18 protein-coding genes and 2 pseudogenes are annotated in these 19,779 nt (G+C 68.1%); 15 read left to right on the top strand and 5 right to left on the bottom strand.

Annotation, left to right across the window (positions count from 1 at the left end; all coding sequences use genetic code 11):
• Positions 1–215 precede the first annotated feature (215 nt).
• Positions 216–1,437: pseudogene (locus ABS88_RS18820) on the bottom strand (IS110 family RNA-guided transposase).
• Positions 1,438–1,544: 107 nt separating this feature from the next.
• Between ABS88_RS18820 and ABS88_RS18815 the strand changes: the two are divergent.
• The 13 genes and pseudogenes from ABS88_RS18815 to phhA form a co-directional block, all read left to right on the top strand.
• A pseudogene (locus tag ABS88_RS18815) lies at positions 1,545–1,742 on the top strand (integrase core domain-containing protein); the annotation flags it as partial.
• A 183-nt stretch (positions 1,743–1,925) separates the two neighbouring features.
• Entirely contained in the window at positions 1,926–2,630 is a 705-nt protein-coding gene (locus ABS88_RS18810) for a peptidylprolyl isomerase (RefSeq protein ID WP_076076538.1), read from the top strand.
• Between the two features lie 55 nt (positions 2,631–2,685).
• On the top strand, positions 2,686–3,480 hold the full coding sequence (locus tag ABS88_RS18805) for an outer membrane protein assembly factor BamD (RefSeq protein WP_076076536.1): 795 nt from the start codon (positions 2,686–2,688) through the stop codon (positions 3,478–3,480).
• Positions 3,481–3,752: 272 nt separating this feature from the next.
• A complete protein-coding gene (gene recN, locus ABS88_RS18800) occupies positions 3,753–5,432 on the top strand; it encodes a DNA repair protein RecN (RefSeq protein WP_076076533.1) in 1,680 nt (559 codons plus the stop codon).
• An 86-nt stretch (positions 5,433–5,518) separates the two neighbouring features.
• Positions 5,519–6,166: a GNAT family N-acetyltransferase gene (locus tag ABS88_RS18795; protein WP_076076531.1), complete on the top strand. Its 648-nt coding sequence runs from the start codon at positions 5,519–5,521 to the stop codon at positions 6,164–6,166.
• A gap of 86 nt (positions 6,167–6,252) precedes the next feature.
• On the top strand, positions 6,253–6,561 hold the full coding sequence (locus ABS88_RS18790; RefSeq protein ID WP_243469429.1) for a putative quinol monooxygenase: 309 nt from the start codon (positions 6,253–6,255) through the stop codon (positions 6,559–6,561).
• Positions 6,558–8,723: an NAD-dependent DNA ligase LigA gene (gene ligA, locus ABS88_RS18785; RefSeq protein WP_076076525.1), complete on the top strand. Its 2,166-nt coding sequence runs from the start codon at positions 6,558–6,560 to the stop codon at positions 8,721–8,723. Before ABS88_RS18790 ends, ligA begins: the two co-directional genes overlap by 4 nt.
• Before the next feature lie 111 nt (positions 8,724–8,834).
• On the top strand, positions 8,835–9,998 hold the full coding sequence (locus ABS88_RS18780; RefSeq protein ID WP_076076522.1) for a sterol desaturase family protein: 1,164 nt from the start codon (positions 8,835–8,837) through the stop codon (positions 9,996–9,998).
• 60 nt (positions 9,999–10,058) lie between these two features.
• Positions 10,059–10,709 (top strand): Crp/Fnr family transcriptional regulator, encoded by a 651-nt coding sequence (locus ABS88_RS18775; protein ID WP_083675140.1) that lies wholly within the window; start codon positions 10,059–10,061, stop codon positions 10,707–10,709.
• Positions 10,710–10,727: 18 nt separating this feature from the next.
• The gene (modA, locus tag ABS88_RS18770; RefSeq protein WP_076076519.1) at positions 10,728–11,492 is read left to right on the top strand and encodes a molybdate ABC transporter substrate-binding protein; all 765 of its coding nucleotides are present in this window, start codon (positions 10,728–10,730) and stop codon (positions 11,490–11,492) included.
• Positions 11,492–12,187 (top strand): molybdate ABC transporter permease subunit, encoded by a 696-nt coding sequence (modB, locus tag ABS88_RS18765; RefSeq protein WP_067185627.1) that lies wholly within the window; start codon positions 11,492–11,494, stop codon positions 12,185–12,187. The genes modA and modB overlap by 1 nt, the downstream gene beginning before the upstream one ends.
• Positions 12,177–12,797, top strand: a complete 621-nt coding sequence (locus ABS88_RS18760) for a molybdenum ABC transporter ATP-binding protein (RefSeq protein ID WP_076076518.1) — start codon at positions 12,177–12,179, stop codon at positions 12,795–12,797. The genes modB and ABS88_RS18760 overlap by 11 nt, the downstream gene beginning before the upstream one ends.
• A 174-nt stretch (positions 12,798–12,971) precedes the next feature.
• The gene (phhA, locus tag ABS88_RS18755) at positions 12,972–13,844 is read left to right on the top strand and encodes a phenylalanine 4-monooxygenase (RefSeq protein ID WP_076076516.1); all 873 of its coding nucleotides are present in this window, start codon (positions 12,972–12,974) and stop codon (positions 13,842–13,844) included.
• Positions 13,845–13,881: 37 nt separating this feature from the next.
• Here the strand turns inward: phhA and ABS88_RS18750 are convergent, their stop codons facing one another.
• The 4 genes from ABS88_RS18750 to ABS88_RS18735 form a co-directional block, all read right to left on the bottom strand.
• Entirely contained in the window at positions 13,882–14,853 is a 972-nt protein-coding gene (locus tag ABS88_RS18750; protein WP_076076515.1) for a 50S ribosomal protein L11 methyltransferase, read from the bottom strand.
• Positions 14,850–15,728, bottom strand: coding sequence for a subclass B3 metallo-beta-lactamase (gene bla, locus ABS88_RS18745; protein WP_067108083.1), 879 nt, complete (start codon positions 15,726–15,728; stop codon positions 14,850–14,852). Before bla ends, ABS88_RS18750 begins: the two co-directional genes overlap by 4 nt.
• 70 nt (positions 15,729–15,798) lie before the next feature.
• Positions 15,799–16,491, bottom strand: coding sequence for an SDR family NAD(P)-dependent oxidoreductase (locus ABS88_RS18740; RefSeq protein WP_076076512.1), 693 nt, complete (start codon positions 16,489–16,491; stop codon positions 15,799–15,801).
• Between the two features lie 50 nt (positions 16,492–16,541).
• A complete protein-coding gene (locus tag ABS88_RS18735; RefSeq protein WP_067108105.1) occupies positions 16,542–17,894 on the bottom strand; it encodes a methyl-accepting chemotaxis protein in 1,353 nt (450 codons plus the stop codon).
• Positions 17,895–18,121: 227 nt separating this feature from the next.
• On the opposite strand from ABS88_RS18735, the gene ald reads away from it, so the two are divergent.
• On the top strand, positions 18,122–19,237 hold the full coding sequence (gene ald / locus ABS88_RS18730) for an alanine dehydrogenase (protein WP_067108087.1): 1,116 nt from the start codon (positions 18,122–18,124) through the stop codon (positions 19,235–19,237).
• Positions 19,238–19,251: 14 nt separating this feature from the next.
• Positions 19,252–19,494: a hypothetical protein gene (locus tag ABS88_RS18725; protein ID WP_067108090.1), complete on the top strand. Its 243-nt coding sequence runs from the start codon at positions 19,252–19,254 to the stop codon at positions 19,492–19,494.
• The last annotated feature ends 285 nt before the right edge of the window (positions 19,495–19,779 follow it).

The following is a 19,779-nucleotide window of genomic DNA, read 5'->3' as shown; positions in this document are numbered from 1 at the left end:
GACAACGTCCTATGTTGGGAAGCAGCGGCGGGAACAGGCCAGCAGATCTCGTTGCGCCGAGTGTGATCGGCGCTGATGATTTTATGATCCAGATGGCTTCCATCGTCAAGGAAGGCGCTCTCGGCCATAGCAAACATAGGATCCATCGATCATCGGGATCGTGGTCCTCACCGTCCTTAAGATGAGATACGCATGCCAGATGGAAGGCCCGAACATTATCTACAGGGTCGCCGTAGCGCCCTCACGGCACAGCAGAGAGGGGTCCTTCCATCTGGTGTCCGCCCGTTCGACGAACGGGCGGTACTCGGTTCCCGTCTTGATGACGGCGTGCACGACGCGCGCCATCTTGGCGGTGAGAGCGGTCATCGCCTTGCGGCGGCGATCGGGGTCGTCGGCATGGCCATCGACATAGCGGGAGAGCTTGTCACGGAAGCTGTTGTTGGGTTGTCGGATCGCGACCTGCGTTGCCATCCAGAAGGTGCGTCGCAGCCGGGCATTGCCGTACTTTGATAGCTTCGTCCGCCCCCGAAATATCCCTGACTGGTAGGTAGCGAGGTCGAGGCCGCAGAACTTGAGGAACTGGCGATGGTGGCTGAACCGGCGCAGATCGCCGGCCTCGGCCAGGATCGTCAGGGCGTTGATCGGACCGATACCGGGGATCATGCGCAGGAGCTGATAATCGCTGTTCGTCGCCAGCGCGTCATGGGCGATCCGCTCGATCTCGTTACGCTGCTGAATCAGGGTGCGTGCCTGGGCGATGACCATGCGGAACATGGCGACCGCCGTGGAATCTTCGTCGATCGGCAGCGCGATCGATGCACAGGCGGTCTCGTAAATATCGTTGACCACCCGGGCCTTGGAGACCTTGCGACCGATCAGCGGCAGGAACCAGTCGGACCGGCTGTTGCCGGCGAAACGCTCGATCTCCGGAAAATACAGTGGCAGATAATGCGTGAGGATCCGATGCCAGGTCTGGGTCTTGGCCTTCGATATGGCTTCATGCGTCTTCGACATCTCCTGCAGATCGTTGATCCCTGCCGCCAGCGGATCGACATAGCGTTGGGTCGCGCCGATCTTCAGCATGTGCAGGATCACCTGCGCGTCCTTGGAATCATTCTTGTCCCAGCCATTGTGCAGCGCTTCGCGCGTCCGGGCCAAGGCGACCGATGAAATCAAGCGTAGCTCGAATCCCGCGGACAGCAATCGATGCGCCAGCGTGCGGTGATAATTACCGGTTGCCTCGAATCCGACAATCACGGGCCTGCCGATCGCGGTCAGATCGTCGGCCAGCCGATCATAATCGGCCTTTGTCGCCATCACCGTCATGCGGCGCCGACGACCGCCTTCCGGTCGTTCAAGCAGAACTTCCTGGCGGTGCTTCGACATATCGATGGCTACCAGCACGGCGTCGGGTGGTGTAGAATGAAACTTGGTCATGATCGGTGGCTGGTCATGACTGCCTTGATGAAGCCGGCGGGCGCTACGCGCCCTTGTCTCCATCAAGGCATCGCGGCCCTTCGAAAGGCTGCTTCCCAATGTGCTACGGAGCATGCTACAAAAGCTTCGCCTTCCGCGACGCCTGCAAGGCGCTCGGCCTCAAGCATATCCGCACCAGACCCTACACGCCCAAGACCAACGGCAAGGCCGAACGCTTCATCCAGATCAGCTTGCGCGAATGGGCATATGCCAGAGCCTATCCGACCTCGGAGCACCGAAAGCAGGCCCTCGAACCATGGCTCCACATCTAGACCATGCAAATGCGGAGCGGGGCGATCGCAACGCCGCTGGCCCATCCCCGACCCCTCCCGCTTGCGGGAGGGGGCTCGTCCGTGACGGCGCGCAAAAGCACGCAGCGACGGCTTGGCGCGGCGGCGATCAGCGTCTAGCCTCGCCCGCGACCACAGTCCCGCCAGAGGAATGCCCCGATGTTCGAAACGCTGCTCCTGTCGCTCGCCGCGGCTGCCCAGACCGTTCCGCCGCAGGCGACGCAACTGCCGCCGCCCCCGCCGCCGGTTCCCGCCGCCGTCGCTCCGGCGGTCGAGGCGGACACGCGCCCCTATGTCGCGCTGGTCACCGACCTCGGCACGATCGTCGTGCGCATCGAGGACCGGCGCGCGCCGGTCACCGCGGCCAATTTTCTCCGCTATGTCGACACGAAGCGGATGGATGGTTTCCAATTCTATCGCGCGACGCGCAACTGGGGGCCGACGAACCGGCTGATTCAGGGCGGTAATCGCGGCGACGCGCGCAGGAATTTCCCCCCGATCGCGCACGAGCCGACCACCGCGACGGGGCTCACCAACTGCAAGGGCGCGCTTTCGATGGCGCGGCTTAACCCCGGCGATGCGACGAGCGATTTCTTCCTGCTGCTCTCCGATATCAAGGGCTTCGATGCCGACCCGGCGCTCGGCGGCGACAATGCCGGATTCGCGGTGTTCGGCGAACTGGTCGCGGGCGCCGATGTCGCGGAGGCGATCTTCGCCGCGCCCATCTCCCCGACCGCGGGCGATGGGGTGATGCAGGGCCAGATTCTCGATCCGATGGTGACGATCGTCTCGGCGCGCCGCGTCCCGGCGCCGGCCGAGCCGCCGAAGGGTTGCGTGGTCGCGGCGAAGGACAAGGAGAACTGAGCGCCGCACCCATCATTTATTTTGCGTTCATGCGCGCTGTGGCTATACCGCCGCCATGACCCAGCGCCCTCCCGCTCGCGCCGCCGTGCGCCTTCTCGCCGCCGCCCTCATGATCTCGCCGCTGCTCGCGGCCTGTGCCGGCGGATCCGGGGTGAAAAAGGATACGCGCTACGTCGCGCGCGACGTCAGCACCCTCTACCGCGCGGCGCAGGACCGCCTCGACCGCGGCCAGTACAAGATCGCCGCGGCGCTGTTCGACGAAGTCGAGCGCCAGCACCCCTATTCGCCCTGGGCGCGCCGTGCCCAGCTGATGAGCGCCTTTTCCTATTATATGGACCGCGAATATACGCCGGCGATCGATTCGGCGCAGCGTTTCCTGGCGATCCACCCGGGGAACAAGGACGCGGCCTATGCCTATTATCTGATCGCGCTCAGCTATTATGAGCAGATCAGCGACGTCACCCGCGACCAGAGGATCACGCTCCAGGCGTCGAACGCGCTCGGCGAGGTGATCCGTCGCTATCCCGACAGCCGCTACGCTGCCGACGCGCGGCTCAAGATCGACCTGGTGCGCGACCATCTCGCGGGCAAGGAGATGGAGATCGGCCGCTTCTACGAGCGCAGTTCGAACTGGCTCGCCGCGTCGATCCGCTTCCGCGAGGTGACCGAGAAATACCAGACGACCAGTCACGTGCCCGAGGCGCTGTTCCGGTTGACCGAATGCTATCTCGCGCTCGGCGTTCCCGAAGAGGCGAAGAAGGCGGCGGCGGTGCTGGGCGCGAACTATCCGGGCAGCAAATGGTACGACCGTGCCTACGAACTGATGCGGAAGCACGCCCCGGCCGCCTGACGCGGGCTGGTTGGATTCGCGCAGAGACGCAGCGATCGCAGAGATTTCTGGTTCACGCGGAGCCGTGGGGAACACGGAGAGAAGCGTGGAGCGCTTCTCCAAGCACCATGGCGATACATCGAAGCCCGGAAGAACAAGACCTGTCGGTCCGGATTCTCCACGGCTCCGCGTGAATCTTTCGTATCGCATCTCTGCGCCTCTGCGCGAATCGCATATCCCGACCTCCGCACTCCCGAATAGATTCGCATTTTGTTCTGCGTTAAGAGCGAGCCATGCTGACCGCGCTGTCCATCGCCAACATCGTGCTGATCGAGCGGCTCGACCTCGATTTCGAGGCTGGTCTCGGCGTGCTCACGGGAGAGACGGGGGCAGGCAAGTCGATCCTGCTCGACGCGCTGGGTCTCGCGCTCGGGATGCGCGCTGACAGCGCGCTGGTGCGACAAGGCAGCGACCGGGCGCAAGTGACCGCTAGCTTCGCACCGCCCGCGCCGGGGACGCTGCTCGCCAGCCTGCTTGCCGACAATGACATCGCGCTCGAACCCGGCGAGCCGCTGCTGATCCGCCGCACGCTGAGGGCCGATGGCGGCAGCCGCGCTTTCCTCAACGACCAGCCCTGCTCTGCGGCGCTGCTGCGCGAGGTCGGGGGGCATCTGGTCGAGATTCACGGCCAGCACGACGATCGCGGCCTACTCGCGCCCGCCGGGCATCGCGCGCTGCTCGACGCCTATGCGCGCGTCGATACCGCGCCGGTGGCCGAGGCGCATGCGGCGTGGCGCGCCGCCGAGGCGCGGCTCGCGGCCGTGCAGGCGGCGGTAAGCGAGGCGACGCGCGACCGTGAATGGCTCGAACATTGCGTCGCCGAACTGCAACAGCTCGCTCCGCAGCCGGGCGAGGAAGTCGAACTCGCCGAGGCGCGCGCGGCGATGCAGAAGGGCGAGAAGATCGCCGGCGACCTTGCGGCGGTCCTCGAAGCGTTCGAGGGCAGCGCGGGCGGCCCGGCGCTGCTGCGCGGCGCGGCGCGGCGGCTCGACCGGCTCGCGGGCGACCATCCGCTGCTTGCCGAAGCGCTCGCTGGCCTCGACCGCGCGATCATCGACGCCGACGAGGCTGAAGCGAAATTGCACGAAGCCGCGCGCGCGATGGAATATGATCCCGAGCGGCTGGAGGCGGCAGAGACGCGGCTGTTCGAACTGCGCGCAATGGCGCGCAAGCACGGCGTTCAGCCCGACGAACTGCCGGGGCTCGCCGGCGACTTCGCGGCGCGGCTCGACGCGATCGAGGGCGGCAATGCCGGACTCGCGAAGCTGGAGGCCGCGGTCGCCGAAAGCGCGGCCGCCTACACCCATGCCGCGACCGCGCTGTCGGACCGGCGGACGAAAGCGGCGGCGCGGCTCGATGCCGCGGTGGCGGGCGAGCTTGCGCCGCTGAAGCTCGACGCCGCACGCTTTCGCACCCTCGTCGAGCGGCTCCCCGCCGATCGCTGGGGGGCGGACGGGATGGACCGCGTCGAATTCCTCATTTCGACCAACCCCGGCGCGCCCTTCGCGCCGCTGGCGAAGATTGCGAGCGGCGGCGAACTGTCGCGCTTCATCCTCGCGCTCAAGGTCGCGCTGGCCGAGGAAGGCGGCGCCGACACGATCATCTTCGACGAGATCGACCGCGGCGTCGGCGGCGCAGTCGCCAGCGCGATCGGCGAACGGCTCGCACGGCTTGCCGGCGCGGGCAAGCAGTTGCTGGTCGTGACGCACAGCCCGCAGGTCGCGGCGAAGGGCGCGACGCACTTCGTCATCGCCAAGTCGAGTGAGAGCGCTAGCGACGGATTGGTGACGCGCACCGGCGTCCGCCCGCTCGACCCCGCCGGCCGCCGCGAGGAAATCGCCCGCATGCTGTCGGGCGCCGAGGTGACGGCGGAAGCGCGCGCGCAGGCGCAGCGATTGCTGGAGGTGGCGTGAGACCGGAGACATATGCAACCCCCTCCGCTTCGGAGGAAGGGCCGATAGGGGGCAACCACCATCCCCTCGACCGCCCCGTATGGAGCATGCTCACCGGGCGGCAGGCGCATCTGGCCGAGGGCGATGCGCAGGCGGTGCGAATCGACCGCCGCTATGGGCCGTTCGGCGCCGCCGCCGATCGGGAGGCCGGGGCGCAGGCAGCGCTTGCCGCGCTGGTTCCTGACGATGGCGAATTGTGGATCGTGGAGGATGAGCCGTGGCCGGTGCCGCCCGGCACGCGCGAGGTGAAGCGCGCGTTGCTCGCGCAGATGGTCGCGGTAGGCGCTCCGCCGCCGGCGCGTGGCGGCGAGCCGCCGATCATCCCGCTGTCCGACGCCGACGCGGCGGATATGGCGGCGCTCGCCGATCATGCGCGGCCGGGGCCGTGGGGGCCGGCGACGCACCGCTACGGCCCCTTCTTCGGGATCCGCGAGGATGGCCGCCTGCTTGCGATGGCGGGCCAACGCATGTTGATGCCCGGCATGGCGGAGATCAGCGGAGTCGCGACCTGGTTCGATGGCCGCGGCCGCGGATTTGCCCGCACGCTGATCGGCTATGTCATGCGCGCGATGATGGCGCGCGGCGAGCAGCCTTTCCTGCACAGCTATGCCGACAATGCGGGCGCGATCGCGCTCTACGAATCGCTCGGCTTCCATATCCGGCGGCAGGTGCATGTGCTGGCGATCGCGCGATGATCGACCGGCGCACTCATCTCGCCGCGCTTGCGGCTTTTGCGGCGGCGGTGCTGCCGGTGCGATCCTTGCGGGCCCTGGAGGCAATCATGGAAGAACAGTTTCCCGAATATGGCCTGATCGGCCAGATGATCGCGCAACCGGGGCAGCGCGCCGCGCTCGCGGCGGTCCTGACCGAAGGCACCGGCCGGATGCCGGGCAATTTCGCCTATATCGTCGGCGAGGATAGCGAGAACCCCGACGCGCTGTGGATCGTCGAATTGTGGGCCGACAAGGCGGCGCACGCCGCATCGCTGCAATTGCCCGAGGTGCAGGAGGCGATCGCGAAGGGGCGGCCGCTGATCGCCGGATTTGGGTCTCGCGCCGAGTTCAAGCCGGTGGCAAAAGCCGGCGCATGAAAGATGTCGAATCGCTGACCGAAGCCGAGGCCGCCAACGAACTGATGCGGCTCGCGAAACAGATCGCGCATCACAACAAGCTTTACCATGCGGAGGACAGTCCGGAGATTTCGGACGCCGATTACGACGCGCTTGTCCGGCGCAACAATTCGATCGAGGAGGCGTTCCCGCACCTGATCCGCGCCGACAGCCCGAACCGGCTGGTCGGTGCCGCGGTCGAGGCGTCGCCGCTCGCCAAGGTCACGCACGCGGTGCGGATGATGAGCCTCGACAACGCCTTCGCGGCCGAGGATGTCGAGGAGTTCGCGCGGCGCGTGCGGCGTTTCCTGCGGCTCGACGAGGATGAGGTGCTTGCGCTGACCGCCGAGGACAAGATCGACGGCCTCTCCTGCTCGCTGCGCTACGAAAAGGGCGTGCTGGTGCAGGCCGCGACGCGCGGCGACGGCACGGTGGGTGAGGATGTCACCCCGAACGTGCGCTGTATCGCCGATATTCCCCAGACACTCGTCGCCCCAGCGAAAGCCGGGGCGACGGATATTCCCGACGTCTTCGAGATTCGCGGCGAGGTCTATATGGCGAAGGCCGACTTCGCCGCGCTCAACGAACGGTTGCTCGCCGAGGCCAACGACCTCGAGAAGGCGCGCCAGTTCGCCAATCCGCGCAACGCCGCGGCGGGCTCGCTGCGGCAGAAGGATGCGAGCATCACCGCATCGCGCCCGCTACGCTTCCTCGCCCACGGCTGGGGAGAGGTCAGCGGCCTGCCCGAGGCGACGCAGTTCGCGATGATGAAGCGCATCGAAAGCTGGGGCGTGCCCGTCTCGCCGCTGCTCGGGCGCTTCGAGAGCGTCGAGGCGGTGCTCGACCATTACCGCACGATCGAGGCCGAGCGCGCCGACATGCCCTATGACATCGACGGCGTCGTCTACAAGGTCGACCGGCTCGACTGGCAGGAGCGGCTGGGCTTTGTCGCCAAGGCGCCGCGCTGGGCGATCGCGCACAAATTCCCCGCCGAACGCGCGCAGACGACGCTCGAATCGATCGATATCCAGGTCGGCCGCACCGGCAAGCTGACCCCGGTCGGGCGCCTCACCCCCGTCACCGTCGGCGGGGTCGTGGTGTCGAACGTGACCCTCCACAACCGTGACGAGATCGGCCGGCTCGGCGTGCGCCCCGGTGATCGCGTCGTCATCCAGCGCGCGGGCGACGTAATCCCGCAGGTGGTCGAGAATCTGACCCGCGCCGAACCGCGCGATCCCTATATCTTCCCCGACCATTGCCCAGTGTGCGGCAGCGAAGCGGTCGCCGAGGAAGGTGAGGTCGACGTGCGCTGCACCGGCGGCCTGATCTGCAACGCCCAGAAATTCGAACGGCTACGACATTTCGTCAGCCGCGGCGCGCTCGATATCGAGGGGCTGGGCGAGAAGAGCATCGCCGAGTTTCTCGAACTTGGCTGGCTCGACAAGGGCCCTGCCGACATCTTCCGGCTGAAGGGTCATCGCGACGAGTTGCTTGGTCGCGAAGGGTGGAAGGACAAGTCGGTCGACAATCTGTTCGCCGCGATCGAGGCGAAGCGGTCGCCCGATGCGGCGCGGCTGCTGTTCGGGCTCGGTATCCGCCACGTCGGCGCAGTGACGGCGCGTGACCTGATGAAGGGGCTGGGCGACCTTGCGCGCCTGCCCGGCAAAGCCGCCGAAATCCACGCCTATCTCGATGCCAACCCGCAGGCCGAGGGCGAATCCGACGGCAAATATCTCGCGCGCAAGGTCGAGGCGATCAAGACGATCCTCGAGGTGCGCGCCGACGGCATCGGCGTCGCGGTGGGGGAGGCACTCGGCGATTTCTTCCACGAACCGCACAATCGCGCCTTGTGGGACGATCTTTTCTCCGAAGTCGCGCCGCCGCCCTATGTCGTCGAGATGCGCGAGAGCGAGGTGTCGGGCAAGACCGTCGTCTTCACCGGCAAGCTTGAGACGATGAGCCGCGACGAGGCGAAGGCACAGGCCGAAAGGCTGGGCGCCAAGGCCGCGGGCAGCGTGAGCGCCAAGACCGATCTCGTCGTCGCCGGCCCGGGCGCCGGGTCGAAGCTCAAGCAGGCGGCCGCGCTCGGCATCCGCGTGATCGACGAGGTCGAATGGGCGCAGATCGTCGAGGCGGCAGGTTAGCGAGCCGGCAATTTTTCTTCGTCATCCCGGACTCGGTCCGGGGTCCACGAAGCCGGACCGGCAATGAATGCCGGATCGAGTCCGGAGTGACGAGAGTGGAGAGCGGCGGGCATGGCAAAGCGTGATTACCTGCAAAATCTGATGTGCGACCTTGAATCGCATACCGAGGTGCGGCGGTTCGGCAGCGGCTGGCTGTCGGGCTTCTTCGGCCTGCTGTTCGCGATTAGCGGGCTGTTCATGGTGGTCGCGCTGCGTTTCCCGGACTGGTTCGCCACCCCCGAACTGGCGGTGGTCAAGGACTGGACCGGTTTTCGCGGTTTCGTCCATCTGACCCTGCTCGCCAGCTATGCGCTCGCGCTGCTCAGTCTGTTGCTGCGTCCGCGCAAGGTGCTCGGGTTGACCGCGCTGATGATCGGGCTTGCCGCGGTGCTGCTCGGCGGCGCCAACGTCCAGCCCGCCGAGACGCGCGACTGGGGCATATTCTTCGGGCTCGACTTCTTCATCGTCAACCTGTTGGTCACCGGCTTCATGTTCGCACCGCTCGAACGCGCCTTTCCGCATCGCCGGGCGCAGCGCCTGTTCCGCACCGAATGGCGCGAGGATCTCTTCTATTATCTGGTCAGCACGATGTTCGTGCAGGTGCTCAGCTTCCTCGCGCTCGCGCCGCAGCAATTCGTCAACGCGCACACGACCGGCTGGGATGCTTTCCGCGCCGGGGCCGCGTCCTTGCCGTGGCTCGTGCAGTTCGCGATCGTCCTCGTCGCGTCGGACCTCGCGCAATATTGGTATCACCGACTGTTTCACAAGGTCCCGTTCCTGTGGGGTTTTCACGCGATCCACCACAGCGCGAAATCGATGGACTGGCTCGCGGGGTCGCGGATGCATTTCGTCGAGATAATCCTGCTGCGCTCGGTCACCTCGCTGCCGCTGTTCACGCTGGGGTTCAGCCCGTCGGTGATGCAGGCCTATATCGGCTTCGTCTATGTCTGGTCGTCGCTGCTCCATGCAAATGTCGGGGGCAGCTTCAACCGGATCGGCCACTGGATCGCGACGCCGCGCTTCCATCACTGGCACCACGGGCTGGAGCGCGAGGCATTCGACGTCAATTTCGCGATTCATTTCCCATGGCTCGACAAATTGTTCGGCACCTTCCACCTGCCGAAGGACCGCTGGCCCGAGAGTTACGGCATACCGGAGGACGTGCCGCGCAGCTACGCCGGCCAGTTCCTCTATCCCTGGACCCGCAAGGGGAAGGCGGAGACGCCCGCCGAGTGATCGGCGCGCCGCCGCGCCGCTTGCCTTTCCGGGCGCAGCGCCGCAGAAGCAGCACCGGGAATGCAAAGAAGTTATCAATTGACCTTCGCCGAGCGGACCCGGCTGCCGGCCCTGGGGCGCGAGCGACTGCTCGCGACGGCACCGGCGCGCCGCTTCGCCGACGGACAGTTCGTCCAGCATCAGGGCGACCCCGGCGACGCCTTCTGGGTGGTGGTCGAGGGGCATGTGCTCGTCGGCCGCTATGCCGAGGACGGCGGCTTCACCGCCTTTGCCGTGCTTGGCCCCGGCGACATGTTCGGCGAGCTTGCCTTCTTCACCGGCATCCCGCGCCAGGCCGATGCGATCGCGAGCGGGCCGGCACGGCTGATCGCGATTGACCGACCGCTGCTCCGCTCGCTGATGAGCGCCGATATCGGCTGGGCCGAGTTGCTGCTGCGCAGCCTCGGCCGCCAGCTCGCCGTGTCGCTCGACATCATCGACGCCGAACGGCGGTTGCCCGCGGCGGAGCGGCTCGCACGGCTGCTGGCGGCGATGGCGGCCGACGCCGACGACGGCCGCACGGTGCGCGCGACGCAGCAGCAGCTCGCCGACCTGCTGGGCGTGTCGCGCGTGACGCTGGGCGCCGCGCTGCGCGATCTGACGGCGCGCGGGCAGATCGAGCGCGGCTATGGCTGGCTGCGCATCGCGACACCGCTTCCGCCCGCCGGATGAGGGGGCTATAGGCGGGCGATGATCCTGCTGCGCCGCCTGCTCCTCTTCCTGCTGCTGCTCGGACTGGCGCCCGCTGCCACCGCGGCCGAGCGCGGCCCCGTCGTGATGGCCGCGGCCAGCCTTCAGGAGGCGCTGACCGCCGCCGCCGACGCCTGGGCGGCAAAGGGGCATGCGCGGCCGCTGCTGTCCTTCGCGGGGTCGTCGGCGCTGGCGCGGCAGATCATCGCCGGCGCGCCCGCCGACCTCTTCCTGTCAGCCGACGAGCCGTGGATGGACGCGGTGGCGAAGGCGGGGCTGCTGCGACCGGGCACGCGCACGACGCTGCTCGGCAACCGGCTGGTGCTGGTCGGCCCCGCGAGCGGGCGGCTGCGCCTGACGCCCGCGCCGGGCTTTCCGCTCGCGCGCGCTCTGGGCGGCGGGCGGCTCGCGCTCGCCGATCCCGACGCGGTACCGGCGGGCAAATATGCGAAGGCGGCGCTGACCGCGCTCGGCGTCTGGCGCGGCGTCGCGGGCCGGTTGGCGCCGGCGGAGAATGTCCGCGCCGCGATGGCGCTCGTCGAACATGGCGCGGCGCCGCTAGGCATCGTCTATGCGACCGACGCGCGCGCGTCGAAGCGGGTGCGCGTCGTCGGCGTCTTTCCGGCGTCGAGCCATCCGCCGATCCGCTATCCGGTCGCGCTGCTCAAGGCGTCGCGTCATCCCGATGCGATGGGATTCCGGAACTTCCTGGCGTCGCGGGAGGGCCGCGCGATCTTCGCCCGCTACGGCTTTTCGGCGCCCTGATGCTGTCGCCGGAGGAATGGGGCATCGTCGCCCTGTCGCTCAAGGTCGGCGGGGTCGCGGTGCTCGCCTGCCTGCCGCTCGCCTTCGCGCTCGCGTGGCTGCTGGCGCGCCATCGCTTTCCGGGGCGGCTGTTGCTCGATGCGCTCGTCCACTTGCCGCTCGTTCTGCCACCGGTCGTCACCGGCTGGCTGCTGCTGCTCGCCTTCGGTCCGCTGGGACCGGTCGGCCGCTGGCTGAACGACTGGTTCGGCACGACGCTGATGTTCCGCTGGACCGGCGCGGCGCTCGCGGCGGCGATCATGGCGCTGCCGCTGATGGTGCGCGCGATGCGGTTGTCGATCGAGGGGGTCGACCGGCGGCTCGAGGGGGCGGCGCGCACGCTCGGCGCGGGGCGCTGGCATGCCTTCTGGACGATCAGCCTGCCGCTCGCGCTGCCCGGCGTGCTTGCGGCGCTGGTGCTCGGCTTCGCGCGCTCGATCGGTGAATTCGGCGCGACGATCACCTTCGTATCGAACATTCCGGGCGAGACGCGGACGCTGCCGCTCGCCATCTATTCGGCGCTGCAGGTGCCGGGGGGAGAGGCGATGGTGACGCGGCTGGCGCTGCTGTCTGTTGCGCTGTCGCTCGGCGCGCTGCTCGTTTCCGAATGGCTGGTTCGGCGTACCCCGGCCGAAAGGCTGCGCCGTGGCGATTGAGATCGACGTCGAAAAGCGTTTCGGGACCCGCACGATCGCGGCGTGCTTCACGGCCGAATCGGGGCTGACCGCGCTGTTCGGGCCGTCGGGGGCGGGCAAGACCAGCATATTGAACATGGTCGCCGGGCTGCTGCGTCCCGACCGCGGTCATATCCGCGTCGGCGGGCGGACGCTGTTCGGCGCGGACGTCGACCTGCCGCCCGAAGCGCGGCGTATCGGCTATGTCTTTCAGGACGGGCGGCTGTTCCCGCACCGGCGGGTGAAGGCGAACCTGCTCTACGGCTACCATCTCGCCGATCCGGCGCGGCGCTGGATGGGGTTCGACGAGGCGGTGGCCTTCCTCGGCATCGAACCCCTGCTCGGCCGCTGGCCGCAGAGCCTGTCGGGCGGTGAGGCGCAGCGCGTCGCGATCGGCCGCGCGCTGCTGGCGGGACCGGAGATACTGCTGATGGATGAACCGCTGTCGTCGCTCGACGCGGCGCGGCGCGGCGACATCATGGCGGTGATCGAGCGCATTCGCGACGAGCTGCGGCTGCCGATCCTCTACGTCAGCCATGACCGCGCCGAGGTCGACCGACTGGCGACCGAAGTGGTGACACTGAACGGTTGACCCGGCGTTTTGCGACATCGCCGTGTCCCCGCGCAGGCGGAGACTCAGAGCGGCAGAAAAGCAGCCTTGGCTTTATCCGCTCTGGGCTCCCGCCTTCGCGGGAGCGCTCGCTTTTCGATCGAGAGTCTGCCTGAACAGTTTCATATGAAACCAGATCATGCTAGAAACGCCGGTATGGAAAACCCGCCCAGCCACGTCCACGCCACCCCGCCGCCGGGCGCCGCGCCCGACTGGACGTGTCCGCAGGACTGGGACGCCTTCACCGCCGACGAGCATGCAATGTGGGACTGCCTCTTCGCGCGCCAGTCGGCGATGCTGCCCGGCCGCGCGTCCGACGCTTTTCTGCGCGGCATCGACGTGCTTCGGCTCGAAAAGCCGGGCATTCCCGACTATCGCGACCTCAACGCGCGACTGACGGAGGCGACCGGGTGGCGCGTCGTCGCGGTGCCGGGGCTGGTGCCCGACGATGTCTTCTTCGACCATCTCGCCAATCGCCGTTTTCCGGCGGGCAATTTTATCCGCACCCCGCGGCAGCTCGACTATCTGCAGGAGCCCGACGTCTTCCACGACGTTTTCGGTCACGTCCCGATGCTCGCCGATCCGGTGTTCGCCGACTATATGGCCGCCTATGGCCGGGGCGGGTTGCGCAGCCTGAAATATGATGCGTTGAAGCAGCTTGCGCGCCTTTATTGGTACACTGTCGAGTTCGGGCTGATCCGCGAGGGCGGCACGCTGCGCATCTATGGCGCGGGCATCGTCTCCTCCTACGCCGAAAGCCTGTTCGCGCTCGATTCGGAGAGCCCGAACCGCATCGGCTTCGACCTGTCGCGGGTGATGCGCACCGATTACCGGATCGACGATTTCCAGCAGAATTATTTCGTCGTCGACAGTCTGGACCAGTTGCTCGACGTCACGGTGAACACCGATTTCGCGCCGCTCTATGCCGCCAACGCCGCGCTGCCGCCGATCCCGATCGCCGACATCCTGCCCGGCGATACGGTCATCACGCGCGGCACACAGGAATATGCGCTGGCGAAAAGCGGCTGAGCAATATCCCCTCTCCTAAAAGGGAGCGGGTAGAAATTCACCAGCTCCCGAACGTCGCGTCCGACGGGCTGGCGCGGTGCAGCGCGCGTTGTTTGCGCCGCCAGCCGTGGCGTTGGCGTTTGATCAGCAGCAGGCACGGCCATTCGGCGCTGCCGCCGCGCGCGGCGAGGCGGAAGCCGTGCGCGCGATAGGCGGCGAGCACCGGCTCCATCTGGCGCGCGATCAGCCCGGCCAGGATCGCGTGGCCGCCCGGCGCGGTAACGCTGGCGATGTCGGGGGCTAGCGTGATCAGCGGACCGGCGAGGATATTGGCGACGACCAGATCATAGGGTACGCGGCGGCGGATCGCCGGATGGTCGGTCCCCGGCGCGACCGCGAGCGCGAGGCGGCGCGCGCCGCATCCCAGCGGCACATGGTTGATCGCGGCATTCTCGCGCGTCACCGCGATGCTCGCGGGGTCGATGTCCGACGCGATCGCGCGGGCGCGCGGCCACAGCGCCAGCGCGGCGAAGGCCAGTAGCCCGGTGCCGGTGCCGATGTCGGCGATGGCGCGCGGACGGACGCCCCGGCGCGCTAGGCGGTCGAGCATCGCGAGGCAGCCCGCCGTCGTGTCGTGCCCACCGGTGCCGAATGCCTGGCCCGCGTCGATCAGGAAGGGCACGCTCCCCACCGGCGTCCGGTCGGCATAGCTGCTGGTATGGACGAAGAAGCGGCCCGCCTGCACCGGCTCCAGCCCCTGCTGCGACAGCGTAACCCAGTCCGCCTCGGGCAGTTCCTCGATCGACGGTTCGACCCCCTTCGCGCTCGGCGCGAGCGCGCGTATCAGCGCCAGCAGCGCGGGGCCGGGCCTGTCGTCGAGATAGGCGTCGAGCTGCCATCGGCCGCTCGCTTCGTCGATCTCGCGCGTCACCACCACCGGGGCATCGGCCAGCGCCTCCAGTTCGGGTTGCTCGGCCGACAGCGCCTCGGCCTCGGCACGCGTGCAGGGCAGGGAGACGAGCCAGCTCATTTCGCGGCCGCTTCCTTCGCAAGCCGCGCGTCGAGCCGTTTCGCGGCATCCTTGGCATAGCGGCGGCAGCCTTCCGGGTCGGTGAGCGGCGCGTCGCCCGCGAAACGCGCGAACAGGCCGCTCGCGCCCGGATGCGGGGTGATCAATATGTCGCACGGCAATGTCGGCACTTTGGCGAAGGTCGCACGCTGCATCGCGACATAATCGGGATGGTCGGCGAAACGGTAGGCGTCCGCCGACACCGCGCTGAGGCTGTCGATATAGGCGATGATGCGGCAGTCGCTGCCCTCGCACGATCGCCATGTCCAACTCGTGCTTCCCGGCGTGTGCCCCGGGGTCGCGTGCGGCGTCAGGTGCAGGTCCGCGATCGGCAATGCCTCTCCGTCGCGCAGGTCGCCCGTCACCGTCACGCCGCGAAACGGCGGGATCGCTCCGTGCTGCGGATCGCGCGCCTCGGGCTCACCGCTGGTCAGCGTGGCGACCGCTTCGGGGCGCGCATGAACCGTTGCGCCGGTCGCATCCTGCAAGGCCTTGAGCCCGCCGACATGGTCGAGATGCTCGTGGCTGGCGAGCAGCGTATGGATTTGCTTCGGGTCGAATCCCAGCGCGCGGATATTGGCGAGAATCGCGGGCGCGGCCTCCTCGGTCGCTGCGTCGATCAGCACGAGACCGTCGGGCGCCTCGATCAGCACCGCCGAAATGCCGCAGGTGCCGACATAATAGCTGTTGCCGAAGATTTTCGCGGGCGGCGCAGGGTCGCTCCAGCCGTCACGACCTTGGCATGCGGCGGCGAGCGTCTCGCCGGTGGGTGCGGCCGGGGTCGGTGGCGGCGTCCCGGTCTGGGGTGTGCAGCCTGCCAGCAGTAGTGCCGCCATGGAAAGCCGGCCATGGCCCCGCGGAGCCGGCGTCCCGACGTCTCGCCGCGTGCGGCGCGCGATGCGGCGGCTACCGAACATGGCTTGCTCCATTGGCGTCGAGCACCGCGCCGGTCATCGACGGCGGCGCGTCGAGCGCGCACCAGCGCGCCATTTCGGCGATTTCCTCGGGCTCGGCGATGCGGCTGAGCGGGATTTCGGCGCGCAGCGCCGCCGCGTTGCGGCCGGACAGCCAGGCATCCGCCATGCCGGTGCGGGTGAAGCCGGGGCAGATGGCGAAGGCGAGGATGCCTTGCGCCGCGTAGCCGCGGGCGATCGTCTTGGTCAGCGCGACCATCCCCGCCTTCGACGCCGCATAATCCCAATGGTCGGGACTGTCGCCGCGGTGCGCGGCGCGGCTCGCGATGTTGACGATCCGGCCGCTGCGCCCGCCGACCTGCCAGTGGAGCACCGCGAGGCGGCAGAGCGCCGCGGCGGCGGTCAGGTTGATCTGCAGGGTGCGGTTCCAGCCCGCGATCCAGGCGTCGTCCGCCGCGTCGATCGGGTTGGTCGCGAACATGCCGGCATTGTTGACGAGCACGTCGATGCGGCCGCCCATCCGGTCGAGGTTTTCGGCCCACAGGCGTTCGGGGACCGCGGGGTCGGACAGGTCGCCGTCGGCGCTCGACAGCGCGGCGATCCGCGTCGCGTCGCCGGTCAGCGCGCCAGCGATCGCGGCGCCGATGCCGCGGCTCGCGCCGGTGATCAGGATATGCGTCGTCATCGCCCTCCTTTAGGGGAGGGCGGTGGGGCTTGCCAAGCGCCGGACCGGGATCAGGCGACCCGGCGGCTGAACTCGGTCGCGGCCTGCTCGAGTGACTGGAGCCGCTCGCCCATCTTCGAGAATTCCTCGCTCAGCGTGCTGATCTCGCCCGCGACCATACCCGAATCGTTGCGGATGCTGGCGATGGTCGACGACATCGAATCGGCGGCGAGCGCGGTCTCGTCGACCGCCGCGGTGATCGAGGTGACCGTTTGTGCTTGGGCGTCCATTGCGTTGCGGATGTTTTGCGCCGATTGTTGCACCTCGATGATCGTCTGCTGGATCGACTGGTTGGCGGCGACGGCGCCGCGCGTCGCCTGCTGGATCGCGGTGATCTTGCCCGCGATGTCGTCGGTCGCGCGCGCGGTTTCGTTGGCGAGGCTCTTCACCTCCTGCGCCACGACCGCGAAGCCGCGACCCGATTCGCCGGCGCGTGCCGCCTCGATCGTCGCGTTGAGCGCGAGAAGGTTGGTCTGGCCGGCGATCTCGCGGATCAGGCCCAGGATCGATTCGATCGATTCGGCGTGATGCGACAGCGCTTCGGACATGGCGACGGCCTCGCCCGCCTGTTCGGAGGCGCGGACGGCGACGTCGGCGGAGGCCTCGACCTCGCTGCGCGCATCCTCGATCGCGCGGATCAGCCCGGCGGCGGTCGACGCGGCCTCGCGCATCGCGATCGCCGACTGCTCGGACGCGGCGGCGACCTCGCTGGTCTTGGCGATCATGCCCTTCGCGGCCTGGTCGGCGGACGCGGCCTGCTTGGCCAGTTCGCGGCGGACGCCGTCGGTGTCCTGCACCAGCGATGCGATCGATCGGTCGAAGTCGCCCGCCAGCGCGTGCCGCTCGCTCGACCGCGCGGCGTGATCCAGCTTTTCGGCATAGGCGTGCATGATGTCGAATTCGAGGATGGCGAGCCGGTTGATAGCGCTCGTCAGCCGCACCGTGCGCGCGGCATCGTCGGCGCAGGCCGCGACGACATGCGCGATCGCCGCGCGCTGGCTTTCGGCGATGCACGACAGGACCGAAGCGAGGGGAACCCCGACGCGCAGCGCCATATGCGTGTTCTGGCAGGCGATCGTCGCCGACTCCTGGCCGGCGGCGTCGGTATATTTGACCCGCATATGCCTGGCGCTGCCCCGCACATAGGCGTCGAGCAACTCGCCCTCGATCGGGCGGTCGATCGACGGCAGCGCGTTGAACGCCTCCCAATAGGCGCGCCCCATCGCCTCCTCGTGCCCCGCGACGATCGCGTGGACTTCGGCGGCGTCGGCGGCGAGCCGGCCGTCGAGATCGTAGAAGGGAAAGCGCTCGGCCATCGCCACGGGGTCGATCTGCTGCTTATGAATCGGATTTTCCTTCACCATGATCCTGTTCCCTCGAACGATCTTCGCGCGCGCGGATTCGCCGTTCGCGCGCGCCCCGCGATACATGGCTGAGGGATATGCGGGGAAAGTGGTAAATTCGCCGTTAACCAGCCGCGCACATGCATGCGTCATCCCTCGTCGCGCGCCGCGCGTTTGCTGTATAGGCGGTGGCGAAGACCGGATGGCGAAGAGGCGCGCGCCGGCCCGGACGCAGACGGAGAACGACCATGATTATCGGCACCCCGCGGGAAATCAAGAATCACGAATATCGCGTCGGCCTGACGCCCGAGAGCGCGCGCGAACTGGTCGCGCACGGCCACCGCGTGCTGGTCGAGACCGCGGCAGGCGAGGGGATCGGCGCGCACGACCGCTTCTATGAGGAAGCAGGGGCGGAGATCGTCGCGACCCCCGCCGACATCTTCGTGGCCGCCGACATGGTCGTGAAGGTGAAGGAGCCGCAGCCGGCCGAGCGCGCGATGCTGCGCCCCGGGCAGATCCTCTATACCTATCTTCACCTCGCCCCCGATCCCGACCTGACGCGCGACCTGATGGCGTCGGGCGCGGTGTGCATCGCCTATGAGACGGTGACGAGCCCGCACGGCGGCCTGCCGCTGCTCAAGCCGATGAGCCAGGTCGCGGGGCGCATGGCGATCCAGGCCGGCGCCACCGCGCTCGAAAAGGCGCACGGCGGGCGCGGCGTGCTGCTGGGCGGCGTGCCCGGCGTCGCGCCCGGCAAGGTCTGCATCATCGGCGGCGGCGTCGTCGGCTTCAACGCGGCCCAGATGGCGGCGGGGCTCGGCGCCGACGTGACCATCCTCGACCGCGATCCCGAGGTGCTCGAACGCGTCGGCACCTTCTTCGAGGCGCGGGCGAAGACGCGCTTCTCGAACCGCGCCAACCTCGCCGAATGCGTCGCGGAGGCCGACCTCGTCATCGGCGCGGTGCTGATCCCCGGTGCCGAGGCGCCGAAGCTGGTGACGCGCGCAATGCTGGGGACGATGCGCCCCGGTTCGGTGCTCGTCGACGTCGCGATCGATCAGGGCGGCTGTTTCGAGACCAGTCGTGCGACGACGCACGCCGACCCCACCTATGTCGTCGACGGCATCGTCCATTATGCGGTCGCCAACATGCCCGGCGCGGTCGCGCGCACCAGCACCTATGCGCTCAACAACGTCACCCTGCCGCACGCGCTGCACATCGCCGGGCTCGGCTGGAAGGAGGCGTTGCGGCGCGATGCGCATCTTGCGCAGGGCCTGAACGTCTGGAATGGCAAGGTGACGTTCGAAGCCGTAGCGGAAGCGACCGGAACCGACTATGTGCCTGTCGAACAGGCGCTAAGTTAATCAGGAAAGTTGAGATGACGAACCAAGGCCAGCCCACTCCTCCCCCGGCCGAAGACGAGGAAAACGAAGTGCTGCGCGCGACGCGCGAACTCCAGCAGCAGAAGGAAGCCGCGGAAGCGGCCGAAGCCGCCGCGAGGGACGCCACCGTCCGCAGCGAGCGCAAGGGCATCGCGTGGAAAGCCGCGGCGGGCCTCGGCATCGGCTCGGCCGCGGTGCTCGCGGCTTTGCTCTACGCCAATCGCGACAAGATCAAGTAGGACATCGGGAAGCCCCGGCGCGCTCCTCGGCATTGCGAGGAACGTGGCGGCGAAGCCATCGCCGGCTATCGACCTTGCACGGACCGATTAAGGCGTGTGGGGATTCAGAGTCTATCGCCGCGATATTGTATAAAGCCGTGTTCCCCCGCCCTTCGACTGCCCGCAGGGCGGGCGCTCAGGATAAATTTCCGCCATAGGCGGAAGGCGGGGGTCCATCTTCGGCCGGTTCCATCTCGAAACCACCGCAGATGGGTCCCCGCCTTCGCGGGGACACACGATAAAGGA

This window comes from Sphingopyxis sp. SCN 67-31 (assembly GCF_001725095.1).
The sequence above is the reverse complement of the archived record's forward strand: the minus strand, read 5'-3'. Positions and strand labels throughout refer to the sequence as shown.

Excerpts from the sequence above, each read along its gene's own strand:
- ABS88_RS18810 (WP_076076538.1), top strand. The coding sequence starts at position 1,926 with ATGTTCGAAACGCTGCTCCTGTCGCTCGCCGCGGCTGCCCAGACCGTT.
- ABS88_RS18805 (WP_076076536.1), top strand. The coding sequence starts at position 2,686 with ATGACCCAGCGCCCTCCCGCTCGCGCCGCCGTGCGCCTTCTCGCCGCC.
- recN (WP_076076533.1), top strand. The coding sequence starts at position 3,753 with ATGCTGACCGCGCTGTCCATCGCCAACATCGTGCTGATCGAGCGGCTC.
- ABS88_RS18795 (WP_076076531.1), top strand. The coding sequence starts at position 5,519 with ATGCTCACCGGGCGGCAGGCGCATCTGGCCGAGGGCGATGCGCAGGCG.
- ABS88_RS18790 (WP_243469429.1), top strand. The coding sequence starts at position 6,253 with ATGGAAGAACAGTTTCCCGAATATGGCCTGATCGGCCAGATGATCGCG.
- ligA (WP_076076525.1), top strand. The coding sequence starts at position 6,558 with ATGAAAGATGTCGAATCGCTGACCGAAGCCGAGGCCGCCAACGAACTG.
- ABS88_RS18780 (WP_076076522.1), top strand. The coding sequence starts at position 8,835 with ATGGCAAAGCGTGATTACCTGCAAAATCTGATGTGCGACCTTGAATCG.
- ABS88_RS18775 (WP_083675140.1), top strand. The coding sequence starts at position 10,059 with ATGCAAAGAAGTTATCAATTGACCTTCGCCGAGCGGACCCGGCTGCCG.
- modA (WP_076076519.1), top strand. The coding sequence starts at position 10,728 with ATGATCCTGCTGCGCCGCCTGCTCCTCTTCCTGCTGCTGCTCGGACTG.
- modB (WP_067185627.1), top strand. The coding sequence starts at position 11,492 with ATGCTGTCGCCGGAGGAATGGGGCATCGTCGCCCTGTCGCTCAAGGTC.
- phhA (WP_076076516.1), top strand. The coding sequence starts at position 12,972 with ATGGAAAACCCGCCCAGCCACGTCCACGCCACCCCGCCGCCGGGCGCC.
- ABS88_RS18750 (WP_076076515.1), bottom strand. The coding sequence starts at position 14,853 with ATGAGCTGGCTCGTCTCCCTGCCCTGCACGCGTGCCGAGGCCGAGGCG.
- bla (WP_067108083.1), bottom strand. The coding sequence starts at position 15,728 with ATGGCGGCACTACTGCTGGCAGGCTGCACACCCCAGACCGGGACGCCG.
- ABS88_RS18740 (WP_076076512.1), bottom strand. The coding sequence starts at position 16,491 with ATGACGACGCATATCCTGATCACCGGCGCGAGCCGCGGCATCGGCGCC.
- ABS88_RS18735 (WP_067108105.1), bottom strand. The coding sequence starts at position 17,894 with ATGGTGAAGGAAAATCCGATTCATAAGCAGCAGATCGACCCCGTGGCG.
- ald (WP_067108087.1), top strand. The coding sequence starts at position 18,122 with ATGATTATCGGCACCCCGCGGGAAATCAAGAATCACGAATATCGCGTC.
- ABS88_RS18725 (WP_067108090.1), top strand. The coding sequence starts at position 19,252 with ATGACGAACCAAGGCCAGCCCACTCCTCCCCCGGCCGAAGACGAGGAA.